Source organism: Pseudoalteromonas shioyasakiensis (assembly GCA_013391845.1).
Lineage (GTDB): Bacteria > Pseudomonadota > Gammaproteobacteria > Enterobacterales > Alteromonadaceae > Pseudoalteromonas > Pseudoalteromonas apostichopi.
Genome location: CP058414.1, coordinates 2,318,319 through 2,339,021 on the forward strand (window position 1 = coordinate 2,318,319; position 20,703 = coordinate 2,339,021).

The window sequence follows — 20,703 nt, forward strand, 5'->3', positions numbered from 1 at the left end:
AGAAGCCCCATTATTTTGGGGCTTCTTTATTGGCTAAACAAAATGCGTAGTGCGCGGTTTAGATCATGAAAGCGAATGGGTTTGGTCAGCACTTTGTTCATACCAGCCTCAAGGCAAGTGGCTTTATCTTGATGTGATGCATTAGCTGTTAAGGCAACAATGGGTAAAGTCATTTTTAATTCTTCACGCATGTATTTAGTTGCGGTAATACCATCCATCACTGGCATCATCATATCCATAAGAACTAAATCAAAGTGTTGCTGTTGTACCTTATCGATCGCTTGTTGGCCATTATCTGCAAGGGTAACGTGGTGATTGAGCTTTTCTAAAAAGGTTTTGATTAGCACTTGGTTGGTTTTGTTATCTTCTGTAACAAGAATAGCCATTGGTTCAAGAGTTTGCTCATGCTCTATTGATTGCTGATCATCGGCAACAACAGAATATGGAATATAAATAGTAAACTTAGTGCCTATATTGATTGCACTAGCTACTCTAATCTCGCCTTTCATTAAATCAACAAGGCTTTTGGTAATGCTAAGCCCAAGGCCAATCCCTTCTACTTGTCGATTAACACCATAGTCATGCTGTTTAAAGGCGTCGTAAATGCTGGCTATTTGAGATTGAGAGATCCCCTGCCCAGTATCTGCTATCTCAAATAACAAATGGGTATCATTGAAATCAGCGTTAAAATTAACTGTGCCTACTTTGGTAAACTTGAAGGCATTATCTAAAATATTAAACAGAATTTGCCCGACCCGGACCCCATCAATATTAATTTTGTTGGGTAAGCCATCGCTTATCTCTGTGGTAAACAAGACATTAGAGCCTTGAGTGGTTTCTTGAAACTGTGCAGTAATATTTTTAACCAGCGCATTTATATCTGTTGCTTTAACATCAAGCTCCATCGAGCCACTTTCAATTTTTGAAAAATCCAGTACATCACTGATCAAATCAAGCAATAAGTCAGCGCTTGAGTTTGCGTAATCAAGCCAACGAGTTTGTTTGTCATTAAGTTCTGAATCGGCTAACAACTCCAACATGCCGACAATGGCGTTCATAGGAGTTCTGATCTCATGGGACATCACAGTTAAAAACTGTGACTTTGCTTGGTTTGCTTCTTCTGCTTTTTCTTTTGCTAATTGTAGTGCTTGCTCACGCTCTTTGTTAACCGTGATATCTTTTGCGATGCCTAAATAGCCGCGAAATTTCCCACTTGAATCAAATTGTGGCTTACCACTCAAAGAGACCCAGGCCGGAGGCGACGAATTAACTTCAAATTCAAAATCTAAAAACTCAGCATGATCTGCCAGCAAGTGTTTAAAGTGTGACCATTTTTTTAACTGATTTTGTTCCTGCTCAGTGATAATGGCATCAAAATTTTTATGTAAAAAATGGCGTTTGTATAAGTTACTATGGCTGGCGGTAGTTAAAACATTAATAAAGTGCTCATCTTTATTAGTACGCCAAAACCATTCGCTGGCGAAGTCTCTGAATAGTTCTGATAACTCTCCAAGTCTTGTTAGTAAAGAGGTTGAGTGAAACTTTTGCCGGTTAAGTCTTGTTTGCGCAGCTAATTGAACCGCTACTTGCTGTAATAAGATTTTGATTGCGGTTTGTGATTTATCATTAAAACTAGCCTGCTCTTTTATATCGAAAAAGACCAAGCACTGCGTTGTGTGTTCAGAAATATCAACATGAAATATTAGGTTATTTACGAACTCATTACTATAAAACAGTGAGTTATCTTCATTAAATAACCACTGTGACTGCGCTTGTTGTAACTTTGACTTTAATATTGTTTCGTCAAATTCAATGTACTTAATAGTACGCATTTCGAGGGATGCTTTTGAATCTTCGAAGTTTATTAAGCAAAACTCTTTAAACGAAAAATATGGCAGAAGCACTTTTTCAAGTTGAGCTTTTAATGCACGGCTATCATTTATGCCATGAAATGCCGTTAGCTCAAGTTGTAATTGCTCTAAGTTTAACTCTGCCATTGCCATTCCTAGTTAATATTGCATCGCATATTGCAAATATAGAAAACAGTTCTCAGTTTAGCCATAAAAATATCAAAATAAATTATTTAAATTTCATTGTGTTATATAAATCCGAACACTTGGTACGGGCCATGCTTCCTAAATATTAAATAAGCTTAATTAAGGCGAGTGTTATGAAAATAGTATGCATAGGCGGCGGACACGGTTTATCCCATATGTTAAGTGCAATTAGACCTCACTGCGCCGAACTGACAGCTATCGTTGCAACCACAGACAACGGCGGAAGCACAGGTAAATTACGTCAAAGCCAAGATGTAGTTGCCCTTGGTGATATTAGACGTTGTTGTTTGCAATTAGCTGATAGTGACTCATTAATCCATCAAGTTTTTCACCACCGTTTTGATGGTGGTGAACTCAATGGCCACAGCCTAGGTAATTTAGCCTTATTAAGCTTAACCCAACAAACTAACTCAGCAACTCAAGCGGTTGCATGGTTCAATGCTATGTTGGGTAATTCAGAAACGATTCTACCCATGTCAGACGAACCGACTGATTTACTAGCGGTTATGTCATCAGGCATCAAAGTATTTGGTGAATGCGATATTGATTCACAAGAAGAGCTCCCAGACTATTTAACGCTCTCACAAGATGTGAATGCTGCTCCTGGTGTGGTTAAAGCTATTGAAAACGCCGATATGCTAATAATTGGCCCTGGAAGTTTAATTACCAGTGTAATGCCTGCCATGTTAGTTGAAGACATAGCTAAAGCGGTGCAACAAACATCAGCATGCCGATTGTTTATCGAAAATATTGCCAAAGAAGCCAGCGTAATTAAATCGCTCGATATGCAACCGGTTGATTGGCTCGAAGGCATGCTTGGTTACCGGTTTTGTGACATGAGTATCTCTTTAGATGCGCTTAGTGAAATTGTGTCTCACTTTGACGATGTTGTTAAATCGCCAAACCAGCAGCACGACATTGAGCAGCTAAGTAATGTATTTGGCGAAATATTAAAAATGCCGTTAAGCCTAGAAGCTGAGGAACTAGTCAGTAGCAATCAAACTTTGCGCGTGAGTTAGCGTTTGTGCAAATTGGTCTTGCAGTAAGGCTATTAAGCTTTGTAGTTCATCGTCAAATTGTGATGCCTTCGCTTTTTGCTCAATTTGTTCTGCAAGGCCGCCTACGGCTAATGCCCCGTAACTACGGCTACTGCTTTTTAAACTGTGGGCATTTATTTCGATTTCAGACTGTTTCGTTGCGTCAGCAAGATCAGCAACGATTTGGCGGGACTCAGTGATATATACCTGCAAAAGTTGTTTTGCTAGGTCGTCACCAACATCCTGTTGTAATTGCGTATAGGTCGCAGTATCTATCATGGTCTCACCTTGGAGTGAATATGAAATATAGTGTTATTTTATTCGTAGATTCAAGCTTAATTGGTGGCATCGAAAGCCATTTGATTGCCATGAGTAAGCTGTTAGAACGATATAATATTATGAGCTCGGTACTATTTTATCAAGATCATAATAACCGTGAATTATATAAGCGCTTAGAAAATGCAAATATCACTTTCGGTTTTGCTGGCGGAAATTTAAAAAGCTTGAACGAAATACTAAAAATGTTTCCTCGCTCAGCGTTACTCCACACCCATGGGTACAAGGCAAGTATCATGGGCAAGTTAGTGTGTCGTTGGCAAAACCGCCCTTGTATTTCAACCTATCATGCCGGTGAAGCAGGCACGGGGAAGGTTTATTTTTACAATAAGCTCGACAAACTGCTAAGTTACTTTTCACTTAACTTTGCTGTTTCTAGCAAACTCACCGAAGAGCTTTACAATGCTGAATTACTTGAAAATTTTATTCCAGTAAATGAGCATACTAAAGTTTTAGGTATAAAAAATAATGATCAATTAAACGTTGGATTTGTTGGTCGTTTATCCCATGAAAAAGGCCCTGACATTTTTATTGAAACAGCCAAACGATTCAACACACCTAACTTAAAATTTCATATGTTTGGTGATGGCCCTATGGTCAATGAGCTTGATATGTCAGCGGTGAGTTATCATGGCCAGTGTGACCAACGAAAAATATGGCAACAACTTGATGTATTGGTGATCTGCTCTCGGGCTGAAGGTCTACCTATGGTGGCATTAGAAGCTATGGCACACGGGGTACTCGTTATTGCATCGCCTGTTGGTCAGTTACCACAGATAATAAAGCACCTATCAAATGGGTTAATGATGACTGAAAGTACAAGCGACGCTTTGCATAAACAGCTGAACAACGTACTTATGTTGAGTGTTGATCAAAGAAGTTACATACAAGGCAATGCACAAAAACTTGTTCAACAACGTTTTTCTGGAGAGCAGCAATTTAAGCAGCTAGATAGAGTCTATAGCTCTAGCTTACTTGCATCTCTTCCCAGCTTTTAATTTTACGATAAATGGTTGATGGACTCACATCCAAAAGAGCTGCAGCTTTAGGAATATTGTTATCACAAGCATCAATGGCTTGCTCAATATAACGTTTTTCTACTAACCAAAGCGGTTCAATATCAGCTTGAGAAAATGCTGTTACTACTTCGCTCATTACAGGAGCAGATTCTGTTGTCGGTGTTACAAGGCTCTTTGTTGCCATGCTTTCTGAATTAACAGTGGAAATAGCAGCTGTGGCTGTATGTGTTTGGCCTTGTGCATTTGGTAAGGCTGGGATCATACTCGCTTCTATATAGTCTTCATCATGCAAAACGAGAATGTTACGAATAGTATTTTCTAATTGGCGAACGTTACCAGGCCAGGCATAGCTTAAAAACAAGTTTTTAACCCCTTCTGACATGCCTTTGTATGCACGGCCTTCTTCTTTACTTATTTTTTTAAATAATGCATCGGCAATTTCGATCACATCTTTGCCACGCTGATTCAGCGGCGGTAATGCAATAGGGATAACATGTAAGCGATAATATAAGTCTTCACGAAAACGACCTTCTTGCACTTCAAGTAATGGGTCTCGGTTGGTGGCACACACAAAGCGGACATCAACTTTAACTTCTTTTTCGCTACCTACTTGCTGATAACAACCGGTTTGAATAAAGCGCAGTAGCTTACTTTGTAAATTTATGTCCATTTCACATAGTTCATCTAAAAACAAAGTACCGCCATCGGCTTGTCCTGCGGCCCCTTCCCGGTTGGCTATCGCACCGGTAAATGCTCCCTTTAAGTGACCGAATATTTCACTCTCAATTAAATCCTTAGGGATAGCTGCACAGTTAAGCGCTACAAAAGGTTTATTAGCACGAGGTGAGGCTAAATGCACCGCACGGGCACATAGTTCTTTACCGGTTCCGCTTTCACCTGTGATAAAAACAGTAGCTTTACTCGCTGAAGCAGATTTTATGATTTGATAAACAGATTGCATTTCTGATGAGCTACCAATCAAATCATAATATTTACCGTTCTCGTAGGTTGTTTGATAGCTTTTGACTGTTTGTTTTAAATCTTTAAGTTTTAATGCGTTGTTTACTGTAATGCGAAAACGATCGGCTTCGATTGGTTTTTCTAGAAAGTCACTGGCACCGAGTTTAATGGCTTTGATTGCCATTTCTTTAGTGGCATGCCCTGTTAAAACAATCACTTGTGGAGCTGAGTCTGGGTCTAAAGAGGATAAAATATCTAGCCCGTTCATATCTGGCAGCATAACATCTAAAATCACTAAATCAGGCTCAAACTCCTGCAGAGCAACTACGGCTTGTTCACCATTGTAGGCAATGCGTGTTTCGACCCCGGTTGGGATCAAATATGATTGGTACATCAGCGCTAGCGATTCTGTATCTTCAACAATGAGTATTTTGGGTGGCATTACTGACTTCCTTTATTATCGTTTTATGCTGAGATAAAGTGATTATTTAACAGTTCCTTATTAGTAGCTTAGTGCGTATTTGACCGGTTTGTAAACTCAAACTTTAGTGTTTATTGATCACAATTAACGAGGCATCGTCTATTTCAGCAGTTAACTCAACCTGGCTTGCCTGCCAAAGTGCATAAGCAAACTCTTCACTTTGCACATTTTCGTCAGTTAATTTAGTAATAATTTGGTCTACATCGCTTAATTGCTGATTATCAAGCCAACCATCGGTGAATAATAAAATGTGTTCAACATCATTTAAGTCATAACTATAATGTTGATAAACATGATCATCACTAAGGCCTAGTAAGGGATCAGTGCCGCTTAGCTGGATCAATTTGCCATTTTTGGTTATCACACAGGGGGCTGGGTGGCCTGCGTTAAACCAGTGAAGTGTGTTATTTTCAATAAAACTTATTAGTAAAGTGACTAGACTATTTTTACATAACCGCTGTTCATACAGGGCTTGGTTTAAGGTTGTTAAAACGTTTTGTATTGGGATTTCTGTCGCTAAACAGCCACTTAAAAAGCCCTTTATGGCAAAACTTTCTTTTAGTGCTGTTATACCGTGCCCCATCATATCGCCAATGATCACGGGCGCTTGCTGCTGGTGGGGGTACATACAAAAATCTCCTCCATTTTGGCTGATAATTGAGCCAAAATTATAGGCATTAAACTCCCCTATTTTTTGCCTTGTTTGCATACGCTCTTCGTTAATTAAATACTTTAATGCAGAAAAACGATGCACAATGCGCTCGATACTTTGTAATAACCGAGTTTTGCTAACGGGTTTTACTAAATAATCATCAACACCTAACAGGTTTATACGTTTTATAAGTTCTTCACTGTCATCACCTGTCAGCATAACCACAGATAAATTAGTTTTTAGGTTAGATTGATTAAGCTTTTTAAGTAAAGGCTCACTTGTGCCATTTTTAAGTTTATGATCAAGCAATAAAATTGTTGCCCCAGAGGTGAGAATTTCTTGCCAACCCGATTCACTGTCTTCACAGCAAATAACCTGAAAATGCTCAGATAAATAAGCATTCAGTAAAGCAAGTTGTGCTTTATCATCGTCTATATATATAAGCGTGGGTCGTTTATCGATATTGGTTAAACAAAAAGAGAATGTATTCTGTTGGCCAACAGTTTTATAACAAGCGTTTGGAAAGTAATGCTTGATGAGCGCAACCCCCATACCCCCTTCAACTAATTCACCACTGTCTAATTGCCACCCTGATGCTTGTTGATTAAATAAATCATAGCTTGGCATGCTGTCTTTAAATTCTATTAGCAGCTGTTTATCGGGCAGTTTATGCATAGCAAACTGCACATGCATTGACGTTTCTTGGCTATGTCGTAGTAGATTTGTCAGGTATTCTGTTGCTACTAACCCTGCTGCATCTATATCTTGATTTTTAACACTTATCGCCGTCAAAACATGTTTTAAAATGTGGCAAATCTCACTGACCGTAGGCCAATCTAAGTTAAAAGATTTTTGATATAAGCAGTCCATTTAAACTCTCAATATGGTAAAAACAACCAGCGTTGTTTAATAACTTTGTTTAACAAGTACTCTGTGAGTTTAGGCCATTTTGGTTGAAACGCTTTGAGCGTTTTCACGATGCGGCTACCCAATGGAGCAAACTGATGCTGAGCAACAACAATTTTTACATTATTAACTCCTGCGTGTTCTAGATTAGCCACACCGTGACATAAAGCTTCTTCGTCGTTATAACCAAGAGATACCGTTAAAAATGTGAGATCAGTACACAAACTCAGAGCATGCAGTGGTACATTGCCACGATTGCATTTAAGAGCAGGGCTCATATCTAAAAAAATATAGTCGTACTCTTGCTTTATGCGCTCAATAGCATCATTTAGTACACTTTTATTTTTGACCGATTCGAGCTCTTTAAGGTGCTGCATGGTGAGCAAATCTACTTGCTCAGTATTGATAATATTCAACTGACATGAAATATCACTGAAGCACCAAGACTCCGGTGTTTCTGGCTTTTCGAACTTAAATGGATTTAACGGATTTAAGTCGATAATCAGCACTTTGGCGGCTTGCAAACTTAAGCGTTTTGCGACACTGGCACAAAGTGATGTAGAGCCCTCGTTGCCGGTTAAAGATATAAAGCAAATACAACGCGCTTTGCTGTTATCTATTTCATTACACACGGCTTCAAGTTCCTGATATTGTGCTGGTATTAGTTTCATAAGCCCACCACTAAAGCAACAACAGTAATAAAGTCTAAGAAGTTTGATTTAAACTGGCTCATTAAATCCTGACCTTTGTCTGGCACATATAAGGTATCGCCAGCACGTAACACAGGGATATACGCTGAGTTAGGGTTTTTAACAAACTCTTCTAAATCAAATACACGAGACTGTTCTTTACAGCATGAGTGATTAACCACCACGATTTTGTCTATAAGTGCAGAGCTTGATGGACCGCCCGCCTCAGCAAGCACGTCAAGTACAGTCATGGTGTCATCAAAGCTGTAACGACCAGGTTTTTCTACCGCCCCCATGATACGTACTACTTGTTCTTTTGGCGTGCGTAACCAGTCTTTATCTTTTTCTGGAATATAGATAGTATCGCCCGGTAAAACATGCGGAAATAATGTTTCGTCACCGGTTTCAAAATACAGTGCAAGGTTTAATTTGCTGACTCTTGCAGCATTGCCGTTACGATGAGTAATACGAATATTACGTAAGTCAGCGTTATCTGTAGGGCCATCAGCTGCGGCTAAAATGTCGATAAAGTGCATATTGGTATTAAATGCATAGCGACCTGGTGAACCCACCTGCCCCATAATGTAAATAGACTTGCTTGATTCTTGACGGATCCATTGAGATTTATTGTCTGCAGGATCCACTGGTAACTCTTCAACAATAATGGTATCGCCAGCCATTAAACTTGGTAGTGCATACTTACCCGAATCATTTATGGTGTATTGCTCTAAATCGAAACGTTTAGTCACCTCACCGTTTCTAACAATTTTAATATCATTAATATTGGCACCTTTAGTTGGACCGCCAGCATGGGCAAGTAAATCAGTAAAATCCATTTCAGGGCTCCACTCATAACGACCGGGAGATAAAATGGCACCAATAATTTTGATTGCACGTTTTGGTGGTACTTTTAACCAGCTTTTTTCGTTTTGATCTGTTTTCTCTGGGACAAAAATGACATCTCCTGGGTTTAGGCTTGGCACTTTTACTGTTACTAAACCTTCGCTGTAACCTTGTAGGTCAAATAAGATGCTTTCGCCTGCTGGAGTTAAGATTTTAATCTGGCGAGTTTCTGCAAAACGGGTTGGGCCACCTGCATTAGCCAGAATATCCAAAAAGCTGGTGCTTTCGCCTGCCTCATAAGCGCCCGGCTTTTGTACTTCGCCCATGATATAAACTGTTCTTGAAGTGGTATTTACATCATCAACCATGATTGGCACATAAATAGTAGAACCCGCTTTTAGCTCTGGCATAGTGTCGTTATTAGGTTTATCTAAATACGCTTTTAAATCGAACACGACTGGGGTTTTATCTACGATAACGCGAATTTTGGTTACATCTGCATAGCGGGTTACACCCTCAGCACGCATTAGCGCATCGAGTACACTCATGTTTTCTTTAAATGAAAAGCTACCAGGATTGTGCACCTCGCCAAGTAAGGTAATTGCACTGTTATCACTTGCATCACCTGACGCACTTAAGGTTTGTGCATCAAAGTCAATTTGTACGTTACCTAACAGCGGAGACACTGGAGCAAAGACTGTGTCAGCACTTTGTAATGCAGGTAATAAATCAATGTTGCCTGAATCTAAGTAGGCTTTATAGTTAAACTCAATCATCTCGGTGCCACGGCGAATTTGTAAACGGTCTAATTGAGCGCCTGGTTTTAAGCCGCCAGCACGGGCGATGACCATTTGAATGTTGCCATCTTTAGGAATACTTACTTGTGATGGGTCGTTCACATAGCCCATAACATTGATAAAAATATCTCGTGAATGAATTTCGACATAAAAGTCATCCATCGCCACATACATTTCACTTAATGCTATGCGTAGTTGGTTTTGCACATCATCTAGCTGTAAGCCTGCTACTTTAAAACGACCTAGCTCTGGTAAGGTAATAGCCCCTTCTTTATCAACTTCAAACGGTTCGCTAAATTCAGCTTCGCCTGGTAGGTATAAGTAAAGTTTATTACCGACTTCAATCTCTTCTGCGAAAGTAGGTAACGCGAATATAAGTAAGCAAAGTAAGATTAACTGTTTCATGTTATTTCTCCTTAGGACCATTTAAGATTTTAGTCCAGCGGGATAATGCATGTTTTTGTTTAGTGGCTTTATCGTCACTCATGTCAATAATAATTGCCTCTACTCGTCTATCTGAATGACGTTTAGAACGTGAGTCAGGTTCGTCGCTGTACGGTGTTAAACTACCTTGCGTTAAGGTTGTTATTGTCGCAGGGTTTACACCATAAATACCTAGCCAGTGTTTTACAGTTTCGGCACGTTTTAGTGCTAACTCATAGTTGTTTTGTTGCTGACCACTAATGTCAGCATGACCAACAAGCAGTAAGTTAACTTCATCAACTTGTTTAATTAAGTCAGCCGCTTGTGCTAAACGTGTGATGTATTTAGGAGTAACCTGAAAATCATTAAGCGAGAACTGGTTATCACTATTTAAAAGCTCAGTGATCTGGTCTTTAAGTGATGCTGTCATGTTTTTTTCAGTATCAGTAACGCCTGCACATTGGCTCATCGCATTAACAGTTTCAAAGTGCTTAGCAAGCTGATTTAAACCGTGATAGTGAATAAGTAAATCATGCTCAGCATCAGACCACATTTGCGCTGCTATTAGGCGTCTTATACGGTTTTCGTATATTTGTGCTTTTAGCAGTTGTGCTGGCATACATTGCTGTATCCCTTGTGCTTTTAATAAATCTAACTTTAAAACATGATGTTGAAATTCGCTTAGCACCACGGTTTCTTGTGTGTCATAGATCATCTCGTGTTGTTCATCAGTAAGCGGATAATTTTGATATTTTTCTGCCCAGCCTCCTTGCCCCTCATCAGGCCAAGAAGCACATCCACCAAGCGTTAGCAAAATGATTGTAAATAGTATGTGCTTCATAAATCACCTCACGCGATATCAGCTTGTTCGATAAATGGAATCGTCTTATCAACTCTTAATAGACTCATTAGTTTGTGTGGTTGCCCAGACACATTAAGCAGTGATAATTTTTGCCCTTTTTTCTCAATCCGTTTATATAAGAACACCATGGCACCAATGCCAGATGAATCAATAAATGTAGTAGAGCTAAAATCGAGTACCACACTTTGCTGTTTGCCATGTGCAACTTCTTCAAACTGATCTTTAAAGCCATCGACGGCTAGACCAGAAAAGTCACTAGGTAGTGAAATTAGTTTGGTATCGTTAGAAAATGATGTGTTGTTAGCCATGATCTTCACCTTAGTTAAATTGGTTAGTCATAGTAACTAGTACAACTAAAATGCCAGTTTATAAGGTGTTGAAATTTAAAGGCTAAATGATGGGGGGATGCATAATGCAATTAACTTTTTGCTGTTAATTTGCATTATGCAACGTGATTTGCTTAATTTATTTGATAAAAAAGACGTGGATTGGTATCACTGCCCTTTGCCTGTAAAGACAACTTGTAATGTTTTAACCACAATTGAAAACTCAAGCTTCGCCCAAGCACGCGGTGATGACATACTCAGTGAATAGGCGTAATCCCAGCCAATTTTACTGCGTGCATCGTCTATGGTTTCGTCATAACCGTTCATCACTTGAGCAAGACCAGAAATACCTGGTTTAACCCCGTAAGTACGCTGGCAAAAATAAGGGATGTCTTTTTCTAATTTACCATAAAAAACAGGACGCTCTGGTCTTGGGCCAATTAATGACATCTCGCCTTTGAGCACATTAATTAATTGCGGAAGTTCGTCAATTCGTGTTTTACGCATAAAGCGCCCTACTGCCGTTATTCTTGGATCATCTTTACTGGCCCACACAGCACCAGAACGCGACTCAGCATCAACAACCATAGAGCGAAACTTATAAACATAAAATAACTCAACGAAGTCATCTGAGCTTTCACCCACTCTAAGTTGCTTAAAGATGATAGGACCTTTAGATGTAAGCTTTATAGCCAGCGCTGCAATTAAACAAACAGGCCAAACTAGACTTAACGCAAATAAGGCACCTGCAATATCTAGGCTTCGTTTGATGACTCTAATAACAGACTTGGTTTGTGCTTTACTCGCAGATTTTACACGTTGCCAAGGGGTGTCGAAGTAACCTTGTTCATAACGAATGATCCCCCAAAGTGCTAAAAAGTAGCTATTTAAGATGTAATTAACTTTATCGACGATAGGAATGCGTTTTTTAAACGCGAATAGTGTTTTAACAGCTTGTACTGCGTGAAGTGACAAAATGCCTGTAGCAATCAATTGTGACCATACAGATTGCGTGACGATAGCCTCTATAAATACACAAGCATAAATACAGGCTAAAATAATTGGCATAACCCCACGTAATACTTTGTGCGAGAAAAAGTTCATACAAGTCCACCCTAAACGCGGGTTAAGTAATAAAAAAAGCGCTTTTATTTGTTGCCAATTACCGGCACCTAATCTTACTCGGCGTTTATAATCCTCACTTTGCTCATCGCATTCTCGCTCGTAAATGACTACTTCTTCATCAACAACGGCTTTACCACCTTTGCTTAAAGCTTTCATTGATAGCACGAAGTCGTCGTTAATGGTGTTTTTCTCTAATTCATTTGCATACTCAGCTCGCATGGCAAACATTGCCCCTGGTACGCCAATCACAGCGCCAAGGTTTGACTCTGATTTTTTCACTTGGTTTTGGTACTGCCAGTAGGCTTTTTGCGCATCTGGTGCATTTTCATCTAAGGTGTAAACACCTGTCGAAATTGCCACTTGCGGATCACTAAATTGCTTAGCTACTTTGTTTAATGCATCAATGCTCAATAAAGCACTAACATCAGTGAACATTAAAATATCATTGTGATATTTCGCCATCCCCATCAAGGTATTTAACCCTTGTACTTTACCTTGGTTTTCATCACGATGGTGAAAATAACACTGCACGCCTTGCTTATGTAATACCTGCTGTGCTTTAAGAGCTTGTTGATAGCTTTTATCGGTGCAACCATCAAAATAAACATGAATAGAATAATGATGAGTGTCATATACTAGTGATGCTAGGTTATAAAGCTTTTCAGCAATATGCTGTTGTTCATTGTAAGCACACATCAAAACAGCAATATTCGGTGTGTAGTTGTCATCAAAAACGGTTTGCTTGCTTGTTTTTTGCTTTTTGCCTGCAACACACTTTAGTAATAATGGGTAGCCAATATGATGATATGCAGCAATACACATCAAAATGATGAATAATGTAGTAAAAATAGTCATGGTTGGCTCCTACACTGCTAATGCAGAATATAAATTGTCGTATTTACTACTCATGGTTCTTGCATCAGCGACTGCAATAGCATGATGACGAATGCAAAGACCATGTGGCAGTTTACATGCTCTCAAAATAGCCGGTGCAAGCTTGTTAAACTCGTTCAAAGACACAAGCTCACCTTCGTTATCGGTGACAACCTCATGAATTCCACCTACATCAGACGCTACAACTGGAATACCACATGCCATGGCTTCAATAATCGATAATGGCAAACCTTCACGCTGTGAATACAAACACATCACGTCGATACTCGAATAAAAGGCTCGCATATCGTGAACATTGCCTAAAAAGTGCACACGTTCGTTAAGCCCTAAATTACGTACCAAATTCATTAAAATGACTTTTTGATCGCCATCTCCAGCAAACACCATATGGTAATCTTCAGGTAAGTAATGCAATGCATGAATAAGATCTTTGTGTCCTTTACCTTCAATTAACCTTGCAGCACAGCCAACTAGCTTAACTTTGTGGGGTAAATTGAGCTGATTTCTGGCGGTTGATTGATTAATTGCGACAAAATTATCGCAATCTATACCATTTAAAATGGTGCGCTCAGGAATGATTGCTGTTTTAGCTCTAAATTCATCGGCAACAATACGTGCATCTGCGACCCAATAAATATTTGTTAACGAGTTAAGTAACTTAGTGAAAGTACATTGTTTAACGTTATTTAAATACCAGGCATCATGAATTGTTGATATATGACGAACCGTATCACCGGTCAACGCACAAGCAAGGCCTGCATAAATAACAGGACCAACATGATGACTGTGAATAATATCGATATCATGATCTTTTATTAATGCCTTTATCTTTGCTATAACAGAAATACTCACGCCTGGTTTTTTGTTTAAACAAATCACGCGATGGCTAAATTGTTCAAGCTCTGGCCATTGCTCAAACGCAGATTGTCTATCTCCCTCAAGAGAAACAATAATACTTGAGCTACTAAATTGGCTGTTTTTGAGTAAAGTAATTGCCATTTTTTCTAGGCCACCTACTTGCAGGTGTTGAACTAAGTGCATGACATTCATGATTTATCTCCTTCAATATTACCGAAGTTAGTTTCGGCATTGACGATAGGAAGTACTGTTACCACCTCTGCGCTGGTAAGTTTTTCGATGGTTTTAATATCTTTTAAGTGACTGTCACAAAGTGCAGCAACAAATACGCTTGCACTACCTGTGAAAATTCCAAGCACAATGCCAACGATAACGGTCATCAGCATTGATGTATTGATAGGTTGTGTTGGGCTATAAGCTCGCTCAATTGTTTTAACTTTGTCAGGTCCTTCGTATTTAACTAATTTGCCCGTAACTTTGGCCATTTCGTAACGGCTCAGCATGTCTTTATAAAGTGATTGTTTAACATCGTAATCACGCTCTAGTTTACGTAATTGTTTTTCTACATCACTGGTTACTAACAGACGTTCACTGACAAGCTGCACTTGCTCTTCGAGCATTGCAAATTCTTGCTCTTGCTGAAGTAAATTATTACGGGCCTCTTCAAGCGCAAGAAGTTGTGATACTAAAACACTGCTCTCTTTACCATCACCAGACGGAAGCGTATTAACCATTTGCCATAACTGATCAAGATTCGTTGTGTCTAGCTCTTCACTAGATGCTAACAGCGCCTGTTGGCGACTTTTTAAGTTTGCCAGTGTGCGTTTTTTCTCGATAATCTTGCTATGTTTATCGGTATAGCGTGTTCTCAAAAGACTTAATTCAGATTCAGTACGAATTATCTTTTCTTCTAAATTGCCTAAAATTGGATTGGCCTGCCCTACTTTACTCACTAAGGCATTCAGTTTTGCTTTAGCGCCTGAAAGAGCAATCAGCTTTTGTTGTTTTTCGCTTAGTAAGCTGTCGAAGGTTTGGCGATTGCTATGTAATACATCGGGTAAGGTATTACTGTTTTTGGTTTTAAAATCAGCCAGGGCTTCTTCAGATAACTCAAGTTCTTCGCGTAAACTATCGAGCTGTTTAAAGAAAAACTGCTCAGAAGTATCAAGTGACGCCTTTGTTGGTGCTAATAAACGTTCAATAAATTTTTCTACCACCTTTTCAAGTACTGGCTTCATTTGTGATTGGTCATGCCAAATAAAGTTAATGCGGACCAGCTCATCGCCAATTAACGAAAGTGATAACGCTTTAGATAGTTTTTGATGGATTTCTTCAACTTGTTTTGGCGTAGCATCTTCAGCTATTAATTGGGTTTCTTTTGCTACTGCAATAAGTACCTTACGACTGATAACTAAGGTACGCAGCGCTGCCATACGATCAGAAAGCTGAAACGAGAAAGACAGATCATCTAAGTAAGGATTAAGTAGTGCAGACTCTTCAATTAAGATGGTGGCGTGATTGGTATATTGTTTTTGCGCAGATAAGCCAAGCGCAATGACGACGATTGGCACAATGCAAAACGGAATAATAAAGAGCTTAATACGCGTGTAAAGCGCATAAAGCCCTAAATAAATTAACCGTTTGATCTGCTCTTTAACTAACATACTTTACCTTTTGCTTTGCATTTTGCGAAATTGCTCGGTTTTAATTTGCAAATTGATAAAAACAACCGAAATTTCTATAGATAGTTAGTTAATTGCAGTTAGTGAGCCAAAATGAAAAAAGCCGCATCTTGTATCGATACAAGATGCGGCTTTGGGTAGAAAGGTTTATTTAGCAAAACCTAAGTTGTTTACAGACTAGCTTGGCTTTTGCTTGCCAGCTATGATCACTTGCCTGCCGAGATTGGTTTGCTCGCCAATTCAAGTTGTTTGATTTACTTAGGCTTACAGCATAGTCGACACGCTCAATAAAGCCCTGGTGGTTGTCTGCTATTAATATGGTCTCTTGGTACGGATTAACCGCAGCAAAGCGTGTCGTGACAATCGGTGTGCCTGTGGCTATGTATTCTTTTAATTTAAGTGGATCACAGGCCCTGATCTGTTCATTATCAACAAACGGTAAAATTGACACCTGCCAATGCTGTGAAAATGAAGCTAAGCGATCATGCTCTACAGCTTGTATATGGGTTACATTGTCTAACTTTAGTAGCTCAGAGAAGTTTTCTACTATGTGGCCTATCAATACTAATTGATACATAGGTCTCTCTTTGGCTAGTTTTAATAATAAGGCTTTATCAAGCCACGCATTTAAGGAGCCATAGAAACCAATAATTGGTTTGCTTATTTGCTCAAGTTCAACGGCTTTTGTGGTTTGCGTGGTAAAAAGCTCTAAATCGACACCATGAGAAAGCATTTTAACTTTAGATTTCGGCATTTTGTTGGCAAGAAACTCACTCACAACATAGATGGTGTCAGCTTTTTCGATAAGGTCACTTTCAAAAGGCGCGACCATTTTATGATCAACCCCCGCAAGTGCAGAGAAGTCATCACCACAATAATAAATGACTTTATCCTGCGCTCGCGGTGAGATTAGACTAATTGCAGTAGGCACACTAAGCCAATAAACTATTGGCTCATCATCTATGAAACCTTTTCGATTAAAAATCCATTTATTAAATAGCCTTACTATTACGCTATCGTGCCAAGGTAAAACCGCTAATGTGTGAGCTGTTAAATTAATGTTCTGGCCAGTTTTGGTTGTCGTCGTTTTCGGTCTTGAGGGCTTTGATAAAAAAAGGCTTTTTAATTTATTAAAAACTCGTTTCACATCAATCAAGCGAAATGTTGGTTTTCGCATACCAATCGAGTTAATCCAAATAACCTGATGTTGTTTTGCTAGTTGTTTAAATAGGTGCTGTGTACTACTTGGGTGACTTTGCCAGTCTTCGCCGAATACAATAAACTTCATAGCGAATCCTCCAGCTGTTTAACAGTTTTAGCTGGATTGCCAGCAACAATAGTATTTGCTGGCACATCTTTAGTAACTACAGCGCTTGCAGCAACTATAGCACCCTCGCCTATTGTTACACCTGCAAGCACAGTTGCGCCGGTGCCTATCCAAGCGCCTTGTTTGATAATGATATCGCCAACTTGGCATTCATCATCAGGCTCACCAAGAGCACGTCTTTCAGAGTTTAGAGGGTGACCAGGAAAACCAGCTAAAAATACCCGACCTGCAAGGCGAACATCATCTTCTAAAACGATTTTTCGACCAACAGAAAACGCATTCTGCCAACCAATATCTACATTACTGCCAATTATAAGTTTGGGTGTGTTATTACCATGACTACGCCCACAAAAAGTACTGATGCCACTAATTCGTGTGTTGTCATTACAGCTAATTTCAAGTTTTCCTAAAATTTGCGGCATACCAGAATATAGGTATAAATTTGCTTTTGAGCCCTTGATTTGGCTTTTAAATAGTGGTGTGTAATAAAAAATGCGCCCTAGCTCACTCACTACTGTTTTAACCAATAAATGTAATTTATATATAAATGAATGAATACCTGGGATAACCCACATTTGCGGATTGCGAATCGATTTCGCAAATTGAAAAAGTGATTTTGCAAATGGGCTGTCACTTGATTTAAGCCATTGTTTAATATTTTCACTCATGTGAGCTCTCCCTTTGTCTATCAATTACAAGCTTTTCTAATGCAATAGTTAAAGCAAGAATGATATAAATAGGCCATGTAAATGCCTGAGTTAAAAAGGTGCCTGACACCATAAAGCCAATTAGGCCGCCCTTTAGAGCTTTCGCATTTACATCTATTTGTTTGTCATTAATCTGTTTATTCATTAAGAACACACGGTTCAAGGTGCGATAAATACAGGCAATCACTAATACAAAAATGCATATTCCTACGATGCCTGTTTCACCTAATACCTGAAACCACGTACTGTGTACTGCATGATTCTTGCCATCCCAATGTGGGCTGTAGAAATAGTAATTAACGACAAAGTTATTAACCCCAACCCCAGTTAATGGATTATGTATTGCCATATTGATTGCAGCTTGCCATGCGTAAATACGGCCCATAGCAGATTCATCAACACCGCCCTCATGAGAACCGCCACTTTGTCTGTCTGCAATACCTGCAAAAGCAACCATGGCTAACATGCCCACAGCTCCAATACAGCCTACAACTACCGGATTTTTAACTTTTTGATAAATAAAGAAACTAAGTACAGCAGCAATGCCAAGTAAACCACCTCGGCTTTGCGTGGCAATAACACCGCTAATTGCAATAACTAAGCAAATAAATGCAATGATGCGTCTAAATTTATGGGCACTTGAATCAAATACTTCAGCAGCTAAAAAAGACACGGGAAACATCATTACAAGTGATAAATCGTTAGGATCACCAAGCTGCGAGCGAAGTTCTCGCGAAATAGTGACGCGAGTACCTTCTACTAGGCCAATACCGTTCATTTTATTACTCAGGGCAACTGAGGCAATGGCGGCACCTGAGATCATGATGCCAATTCTAACCAAATTAAAATGCTTTAATGTGCTCATCCACCACGAGATTGCAAATACCATAATGAGTACTTTTGTTAGTACACCTGACCAGTACTCCATCGCTAAACCGCGGTTTGAGGCACTAAAAACACAGATAGTGAGCCAAATAAACCAAGCAAAAAAAATCAGATGATTAGTATGCCAATGCGGCTTTAATTTTTGTGAGATAAAAAGGTGCCAAGCTATTCCCAATAATGATGCAAGCGCAAGTAGCTTGGGAATTTTAAAAGGCATTAAAAAAGGAAAAGCTTCGTGTAATCTAAAATAGCTAAATAAAATAAACAAAATTATAAAAGCCACACTTACCTTTACTGCAGTGAAAGCGGCAAAAGGTAATAGCAGCAATGCAAAAACTGCTATCGGGCCCAAAATGGCATAGGTAACAACCACAAGTAAGGTTACTAAAATGCCATTAATGAATAACTGATTTTGTTTATAGTAATTGAGCATAGTGATGCTCCTTCATTAAGCTTGTAATTACATGCTTAATCAAAGATTTATATTGAAATACTAGGCCAACTAAATAAATTAAACACACCACCCATTTAGCATAACTAAGCTCGTTAAACTGTAATGTGATAAACGTTATAGAGGCCAATGCTAACCAGCTTGGAATTAATGCAGCAAAATTTAGATTTAGAGGTTCTAAATATTGACTAACTGAGTAAAGGCAAACTAATTTAAAGCTTTGCATAATAATTAACGACAAAATTGCGCCTTCAACTCCAAAGTTGGGCACTAAAAAATACAGTAGACTTAGGCCTAAAAGCGCTGTGATAAAGTTAATTAAGGATACAAACACACCATTCTTGTGCATGTAGCAACCTATATTAAAAATATCGCTGTGATGGCGTATGGCAACAACAATAATTAATAAAATCAGCCAGCTATCTTTGCCATGGTATTCAGCAGGAAGTACAGAGTTTAGAGCGATGGGTGCCAGTAAACTCATTAAAACACACATAGCTAAGCCTGCATTTAACGAGATGATTGCATAATTTTGGTATTGTATTTTATCTTGCTTAATTAAGCTGAAGCGCTTAGCAAACCACCAAAGTCGGATTGGCTCAAAGGTAAATGAAGTTATAATGGCGAATTGTGCTGCGACGTAATAACTTGCTAAAACACTCTCGTTGAACCGTGCAACAATGAACCAGTTCTCGGCACCATTCCCTACATAAACAAACAATCCTGACGCGATAATTGATGTTAAAAATAACGTCTGTGATTTTTCTATTCTCCAGCTAAAACGTGAATAGCTCACTTTAAGTACGTGTCGCATATCACTCAAAGTGACTAACATAATCATAAAGGTACACACCACACCAGAAATCATTACACCAGTTACACTAAGGCCAAGTACTAACAAAGTGACCGTTAAGCAAGTTTGCATGACCGTATGCGCAATACTAAAAAAGCAATATTTTTGCGCGTAGCCAAATAAACGGTAGTAGGTGTACGGGATAGCAAGTACCGAGGCAAAAGTTAAATTTAAAATAAGTAACCTAAAATCAATCACCTTTATTTGCGCAGGTAAGGTTGCAATAATTTGCTCGCTAAATATAAAGCTACAGCCTAAAAAAAGCGCACTAAAACAGATTGTTAATACCAGAGAGTCTCTAAATAACGCCATTTTTTCACGAAAAGATGGATACTGTTGTTTTAGCAGTAGCTCAGGTAAACCAAGCGAAACCACTAAAGAACATAGCGCCGACATGGTCACCAAAAAGTTCAGCTCACCAAATTCGCTTTTTTCTAAAAAGCGTGTAGTTATTGGTAAAAGCAAAAAGCCAAAACCTTTAACAGCAAATATTGCTAAAGCAAAGTAAACGATTTGTTTTAAGTTACTCATAA

The 20,703-nt window shown here is 39.0% G+C and carries 17 protein-coding genes; 2 read left to right on the forward strand and 15 right to left on the reverse strand.

Going from position 1 to position 20,703, the window contains the following annotated elements; translation table 11 throughout:
* Positions 1-26: 26 nt before the first annotated feature.
* Entirely contained in the window at positions 27-1,997 is a 1,971-nt protein-coding gene (locus HYD28_10640) for a response regulator (protein QLE09371.1), read from the reverse strand.
* Between the two features lie 173 nt (positions 1,998-2,170).
* On the opposite strand from HYD28_10640, the gene yvcK reads away from it, so the two are divergent.
* On the forward strand, positions 2,171-3,076 hold the full coding sequence (gene yvcK / locus HYD28_10645; GenBank protein QLE09372.1) for a uridine diphosphate-N-acetylglucosamine-binding protein YvcK: 906 nt from the start codon (positions 2,171-2,173) through the stop codon (positions 3,074-3,076).
* Here yvcK and HYD28_10650 read toward each other — a convergent pair.
* Entirely contained in the window at positions 3,041-3,373 is a 333-nt protein-coding gene (locus tag HYD28_10650) for an Hpt domain-containing protein (protein QLE09373.1), read from the reverse strand. The genes yvcK and HYD28_10650 overlap by 36 nt on opposite strands.
* Before the next feature lie 20 nt (positions 3,374-3,393).
* On the opposite strand from HYD28_10650, the gene HYD28_10655 reads away from it, so the two are divergent.
* Positions 3,394-4,428, forward strand: a complete 1,035-nt coding sequence (locus tag HYD28_10655) for a glycosyltransferase family 4 protein (protein ID QLE09374.1) — start codon at positions 3,394-3,396, stop codon at positions 4,426-4,428.
* Here HYD28_10655 and HYD28_10660 read toward each other — a convergent pair.
* The 13 genes from HYD28_10660 to HYD28_10720 form a co-directional block, all read right to left on the reverse strand.
* Positions 4,397-5,851, reverse strand: coding sequence for a sigma-54-dependent Fis family transcriptional regulator (locus tag HYD28_10660; GenBank protein ID QLE09375.1), 1,455 nt, complete (start codon positions 5,849-5,851; stop codon positions 4,397-4,399). The genes HYD28_10655 and HYD28_10660 overlap by 32 nt on opposite strands.
* A gap of 103 nt (positions 5,852-5,954) precedes the next feature.
* Positions 5,955-7,412, reverse strand: coding sequence for a SpoIIE family protein phosphatase (locus tag HYD28_10665; GenBank protein QLE09376.1), 1,458 nt, complete (start codon positions 7,410-7,412; stop codon positions 5,955-5,957).
* A gap of 8 nt (positions 7,413-7,420) precedes the next feature.
* Positions 7,421-8,119 carry an AAA family ATPase gene (locus HYD28_10670; protein ID QLE09377.1) on the reverse strand — a complete coding sequence of 233 codons (699 nt, stop codon included), beginning with the start codon at positions 8,117-8,119 and terminating at the stop codon, positions 7,421-7,423.
* Positions 8,116-10,182 (reverse strand): SLBB domain-containing protein, encoded by a 2,067-nt coding sequence (locus HYD28_10675; protein ID QLE09378.1) that lies wholly within the window; start codon positions 10,180-10,182, stop codon positions 8,116-8,118. The genes HYD28_10670 and HYD28_10675 overlap by 4 nt, the downstream gene beginning before the upstream one ends.
* Position 10,183: 1 nt before the next feature.
* Positions 10,184-11,041: an OmpA family protein gene (locus HYD28_10680; GenBank protein ID QLE09379.1), complete on the reverse strand. Its 858-nt coding sequence runs from the start codon at positions 11,039-11,041 to the stop codon at positions 10,184-10,186.
* An 8-nt stretch (positions 11,042-11,049) separates the two neighbouring features.
* Positions 11,050-11,370 carry an STAS domain-containing protein gene (locus HYD28_10685; GenBank protein ID QLE09380.1) on the reverse strand — a complete coding sequence of 107 codons (321 nt, stop codon included), beginning with the start codon at positions 11,368-11,370 and terminating at the stop codon, positions 11,050-11,052.
* 186 nt (positions 11,371-11,556) lie between these two features.
* Complete coding sequence (locus tag HYD28_10690; GenBank protein ID QLE09381.1) at positions 11,557-13,368, reverse strand: sugar transferase; 1,812 nt, start codon at positions 13,366-13,368, stop codon at positions 11,557-11,559.
* A gap of 9 nt (positions 13,369-13,377) precedes the next feature.
* Entirely contained in the window at positions 13,378-14,457 is a 1,080-nt protein-coding gene (locus HYD28_10695; protein ID QLE09382.1) for a glycosyltransferase, read from the reverse strand.
* Positions 14,454-15,929, reverse strand: coding sequence for a sugar transporter (locus tag HYD28_10700; GenBank protein QLE09383.1), 1,476 nt, complete (start codon positions 15,927-15,929; stop codon positions 14,454-14,456). Before HYD28_10700 ends, HYD28_10695 begins: the two co-directional genes overlap by 4 nt.
* A 169-nt stretch (positions 15,930-16,098) precedes the next feature.
* Complete coding sequence (locus HYD28_10705) at positions 16,099-17,235, reverse strand: glycosyltransferase (protein ID QLE09384.1); 1,137 nt, start codon at positions 17,233-17,235, stop codon at positions 16,099-16,101.
* Entirely contained in the window at positions 17,232-17,942 is a 711-nt protein-coding gene (locus tag HYD28_10710) for an acyltransferase (GenBank protein QLE09385.1), read from the reverse strand. Before HYD28_10710 ends, HYD28_10705 begins: the two co-directional genes overlap by 4 nt.
* Positions 17,935-19,299, reverse strand: a complete 1,365-nt coding sequence (locus HYD28_10715) for an O-antigen ligase family protein (GenBank protein QLE09386.1) — start codon at positions 19,297-19,299, stop codon at positions 17,935-17,937. Before HYD28_10715 ends, HYD28_10710 begins: the two co-directional genes overlap by 8 nt.
* Positions 19,283-20,701 (reverse strand): oligosaccharide flippase family protein, encoded by a 1,419-nt coding sequence (locus tag HYD28_10720; protein QLE09387.1) that lies wholly within the window; start codon positions 20,699-20,701, stop codon positions 19,283-19,285. The genes HYD28_10715 and HYD28_10720 overlap by 17 nt, the downstream gene beginning before the upstream one ends.
* Positions 20,702-20,703 lie beyond the last annotated feature (2 nt).

Coding starts and splice junctions, on each gene's coding strand:
- HYD28_10660 (QLE09375.1), bottom strand. CDS start 5,851: ATGCCACCCAAAATACTCATTGTTGAAGATACAGAATCGCTAGCGCTG.
- HYD28_10675 (QLE09378.1), bottom strand. CDS start 10,182: ATGAAACAGTTAATCTTACTTTGCTTACTTATATTCGCGTTACCTACT.
- HYD28_10650 (QLE09373.1), bottom strand. CDS start 3,373: ATGATAGATACTGCGACCTATACGCAATTACAACAGGATGTTGGTGAC.
- HYD28_10680 (QLE09379.1), bottom strand. CDS start 11,041: ATGAAGCACATACTATTTACAATCATTTTGCTAACGCTTGGTGGATGT.
- HYD28_10720 (QLE09387.1), bottom strand. CDS start 20,701: ATGAGTAACTTAAAACAAATCGTTTACTTTGCTTTAGCAATATTTGCT.
- HYD28_10670 (QLE09377.1), bottom strand. CDS start 8,119: ATGAAACTAATACCAGCACAATATCAGGAACTTGAAGCCGTGTGTAAT.
- HYD28_10695 (QLE09382.1), bottom strand. CDS start 14,457: ATGAATGTCATGCACTTAGTTCAACACCTGCAAGTAGGTGGCCTAGAA.
- yvcK (QLE09372.1), top strand. CDS start 2,171: ATGAAAATAGTATGCATAGGCGGCGGACACGGTTTATCCCATATGTTA.
- HYD28_10655 (QLE09374.1), top strand. CDS start 3,394: ATGAAATATAGTGTTATTTTATTCGTAGATTCAAGCTTAATTGGTGGC.
- HYD28_10705 (QLE09384.1), bottom strand. CDS start 17,235: ATGAAGTTTATTGTATTCGGCGAAGACTGGCAAAGTCACCCAAGTAGT.
- HYD28_10685 (QLE09380.1), bottom strand. CDS start 11,370: ATGGCTAACAACACATCATTTTCTAACGATACCAAACTAATTTCACTA.
- HYD28_10640 (QLE09371.1), bottom strand. CDS start 1,997: ATGGCAGAGTTAAACTTAGAGCAATTACAACTTGAGCTAACGGCATTT.
- HYD28_10715 (QLE09386.1), bottom strand. CDS start 19,299: ATGCTCAATTACTATAAACAAAATCAGTTATTCATTAATGGCATTTTA.
- HYD28_10690 (QLE09381.1), bottom strand. CDS start 13,368: ATGACTATTTTTACTACATTATTCATCATTTTGATGTGTATTGCTGCA.
- HYD28_10665 (QLE09376.1), bottom strand. CDS start 7,412: ATGGACTGCTTATATCAAAAATCTTTTAACTTAGATTGGCCTACGGTC.
- HYD28_10710 (QLE09385.1), bottom strand. CDS start 17,942: ATGAGTGAAAATATTAAACAATGGCTTAAATCAAGTGACAGCCCATTT.
- HYD28_10700 (QLE09383.1), bottom strand. CDS start 15,929: ATGTTAGTTAAAGAGCAGATCAAACGGTTAATTTATTTAGGGCTTTAT.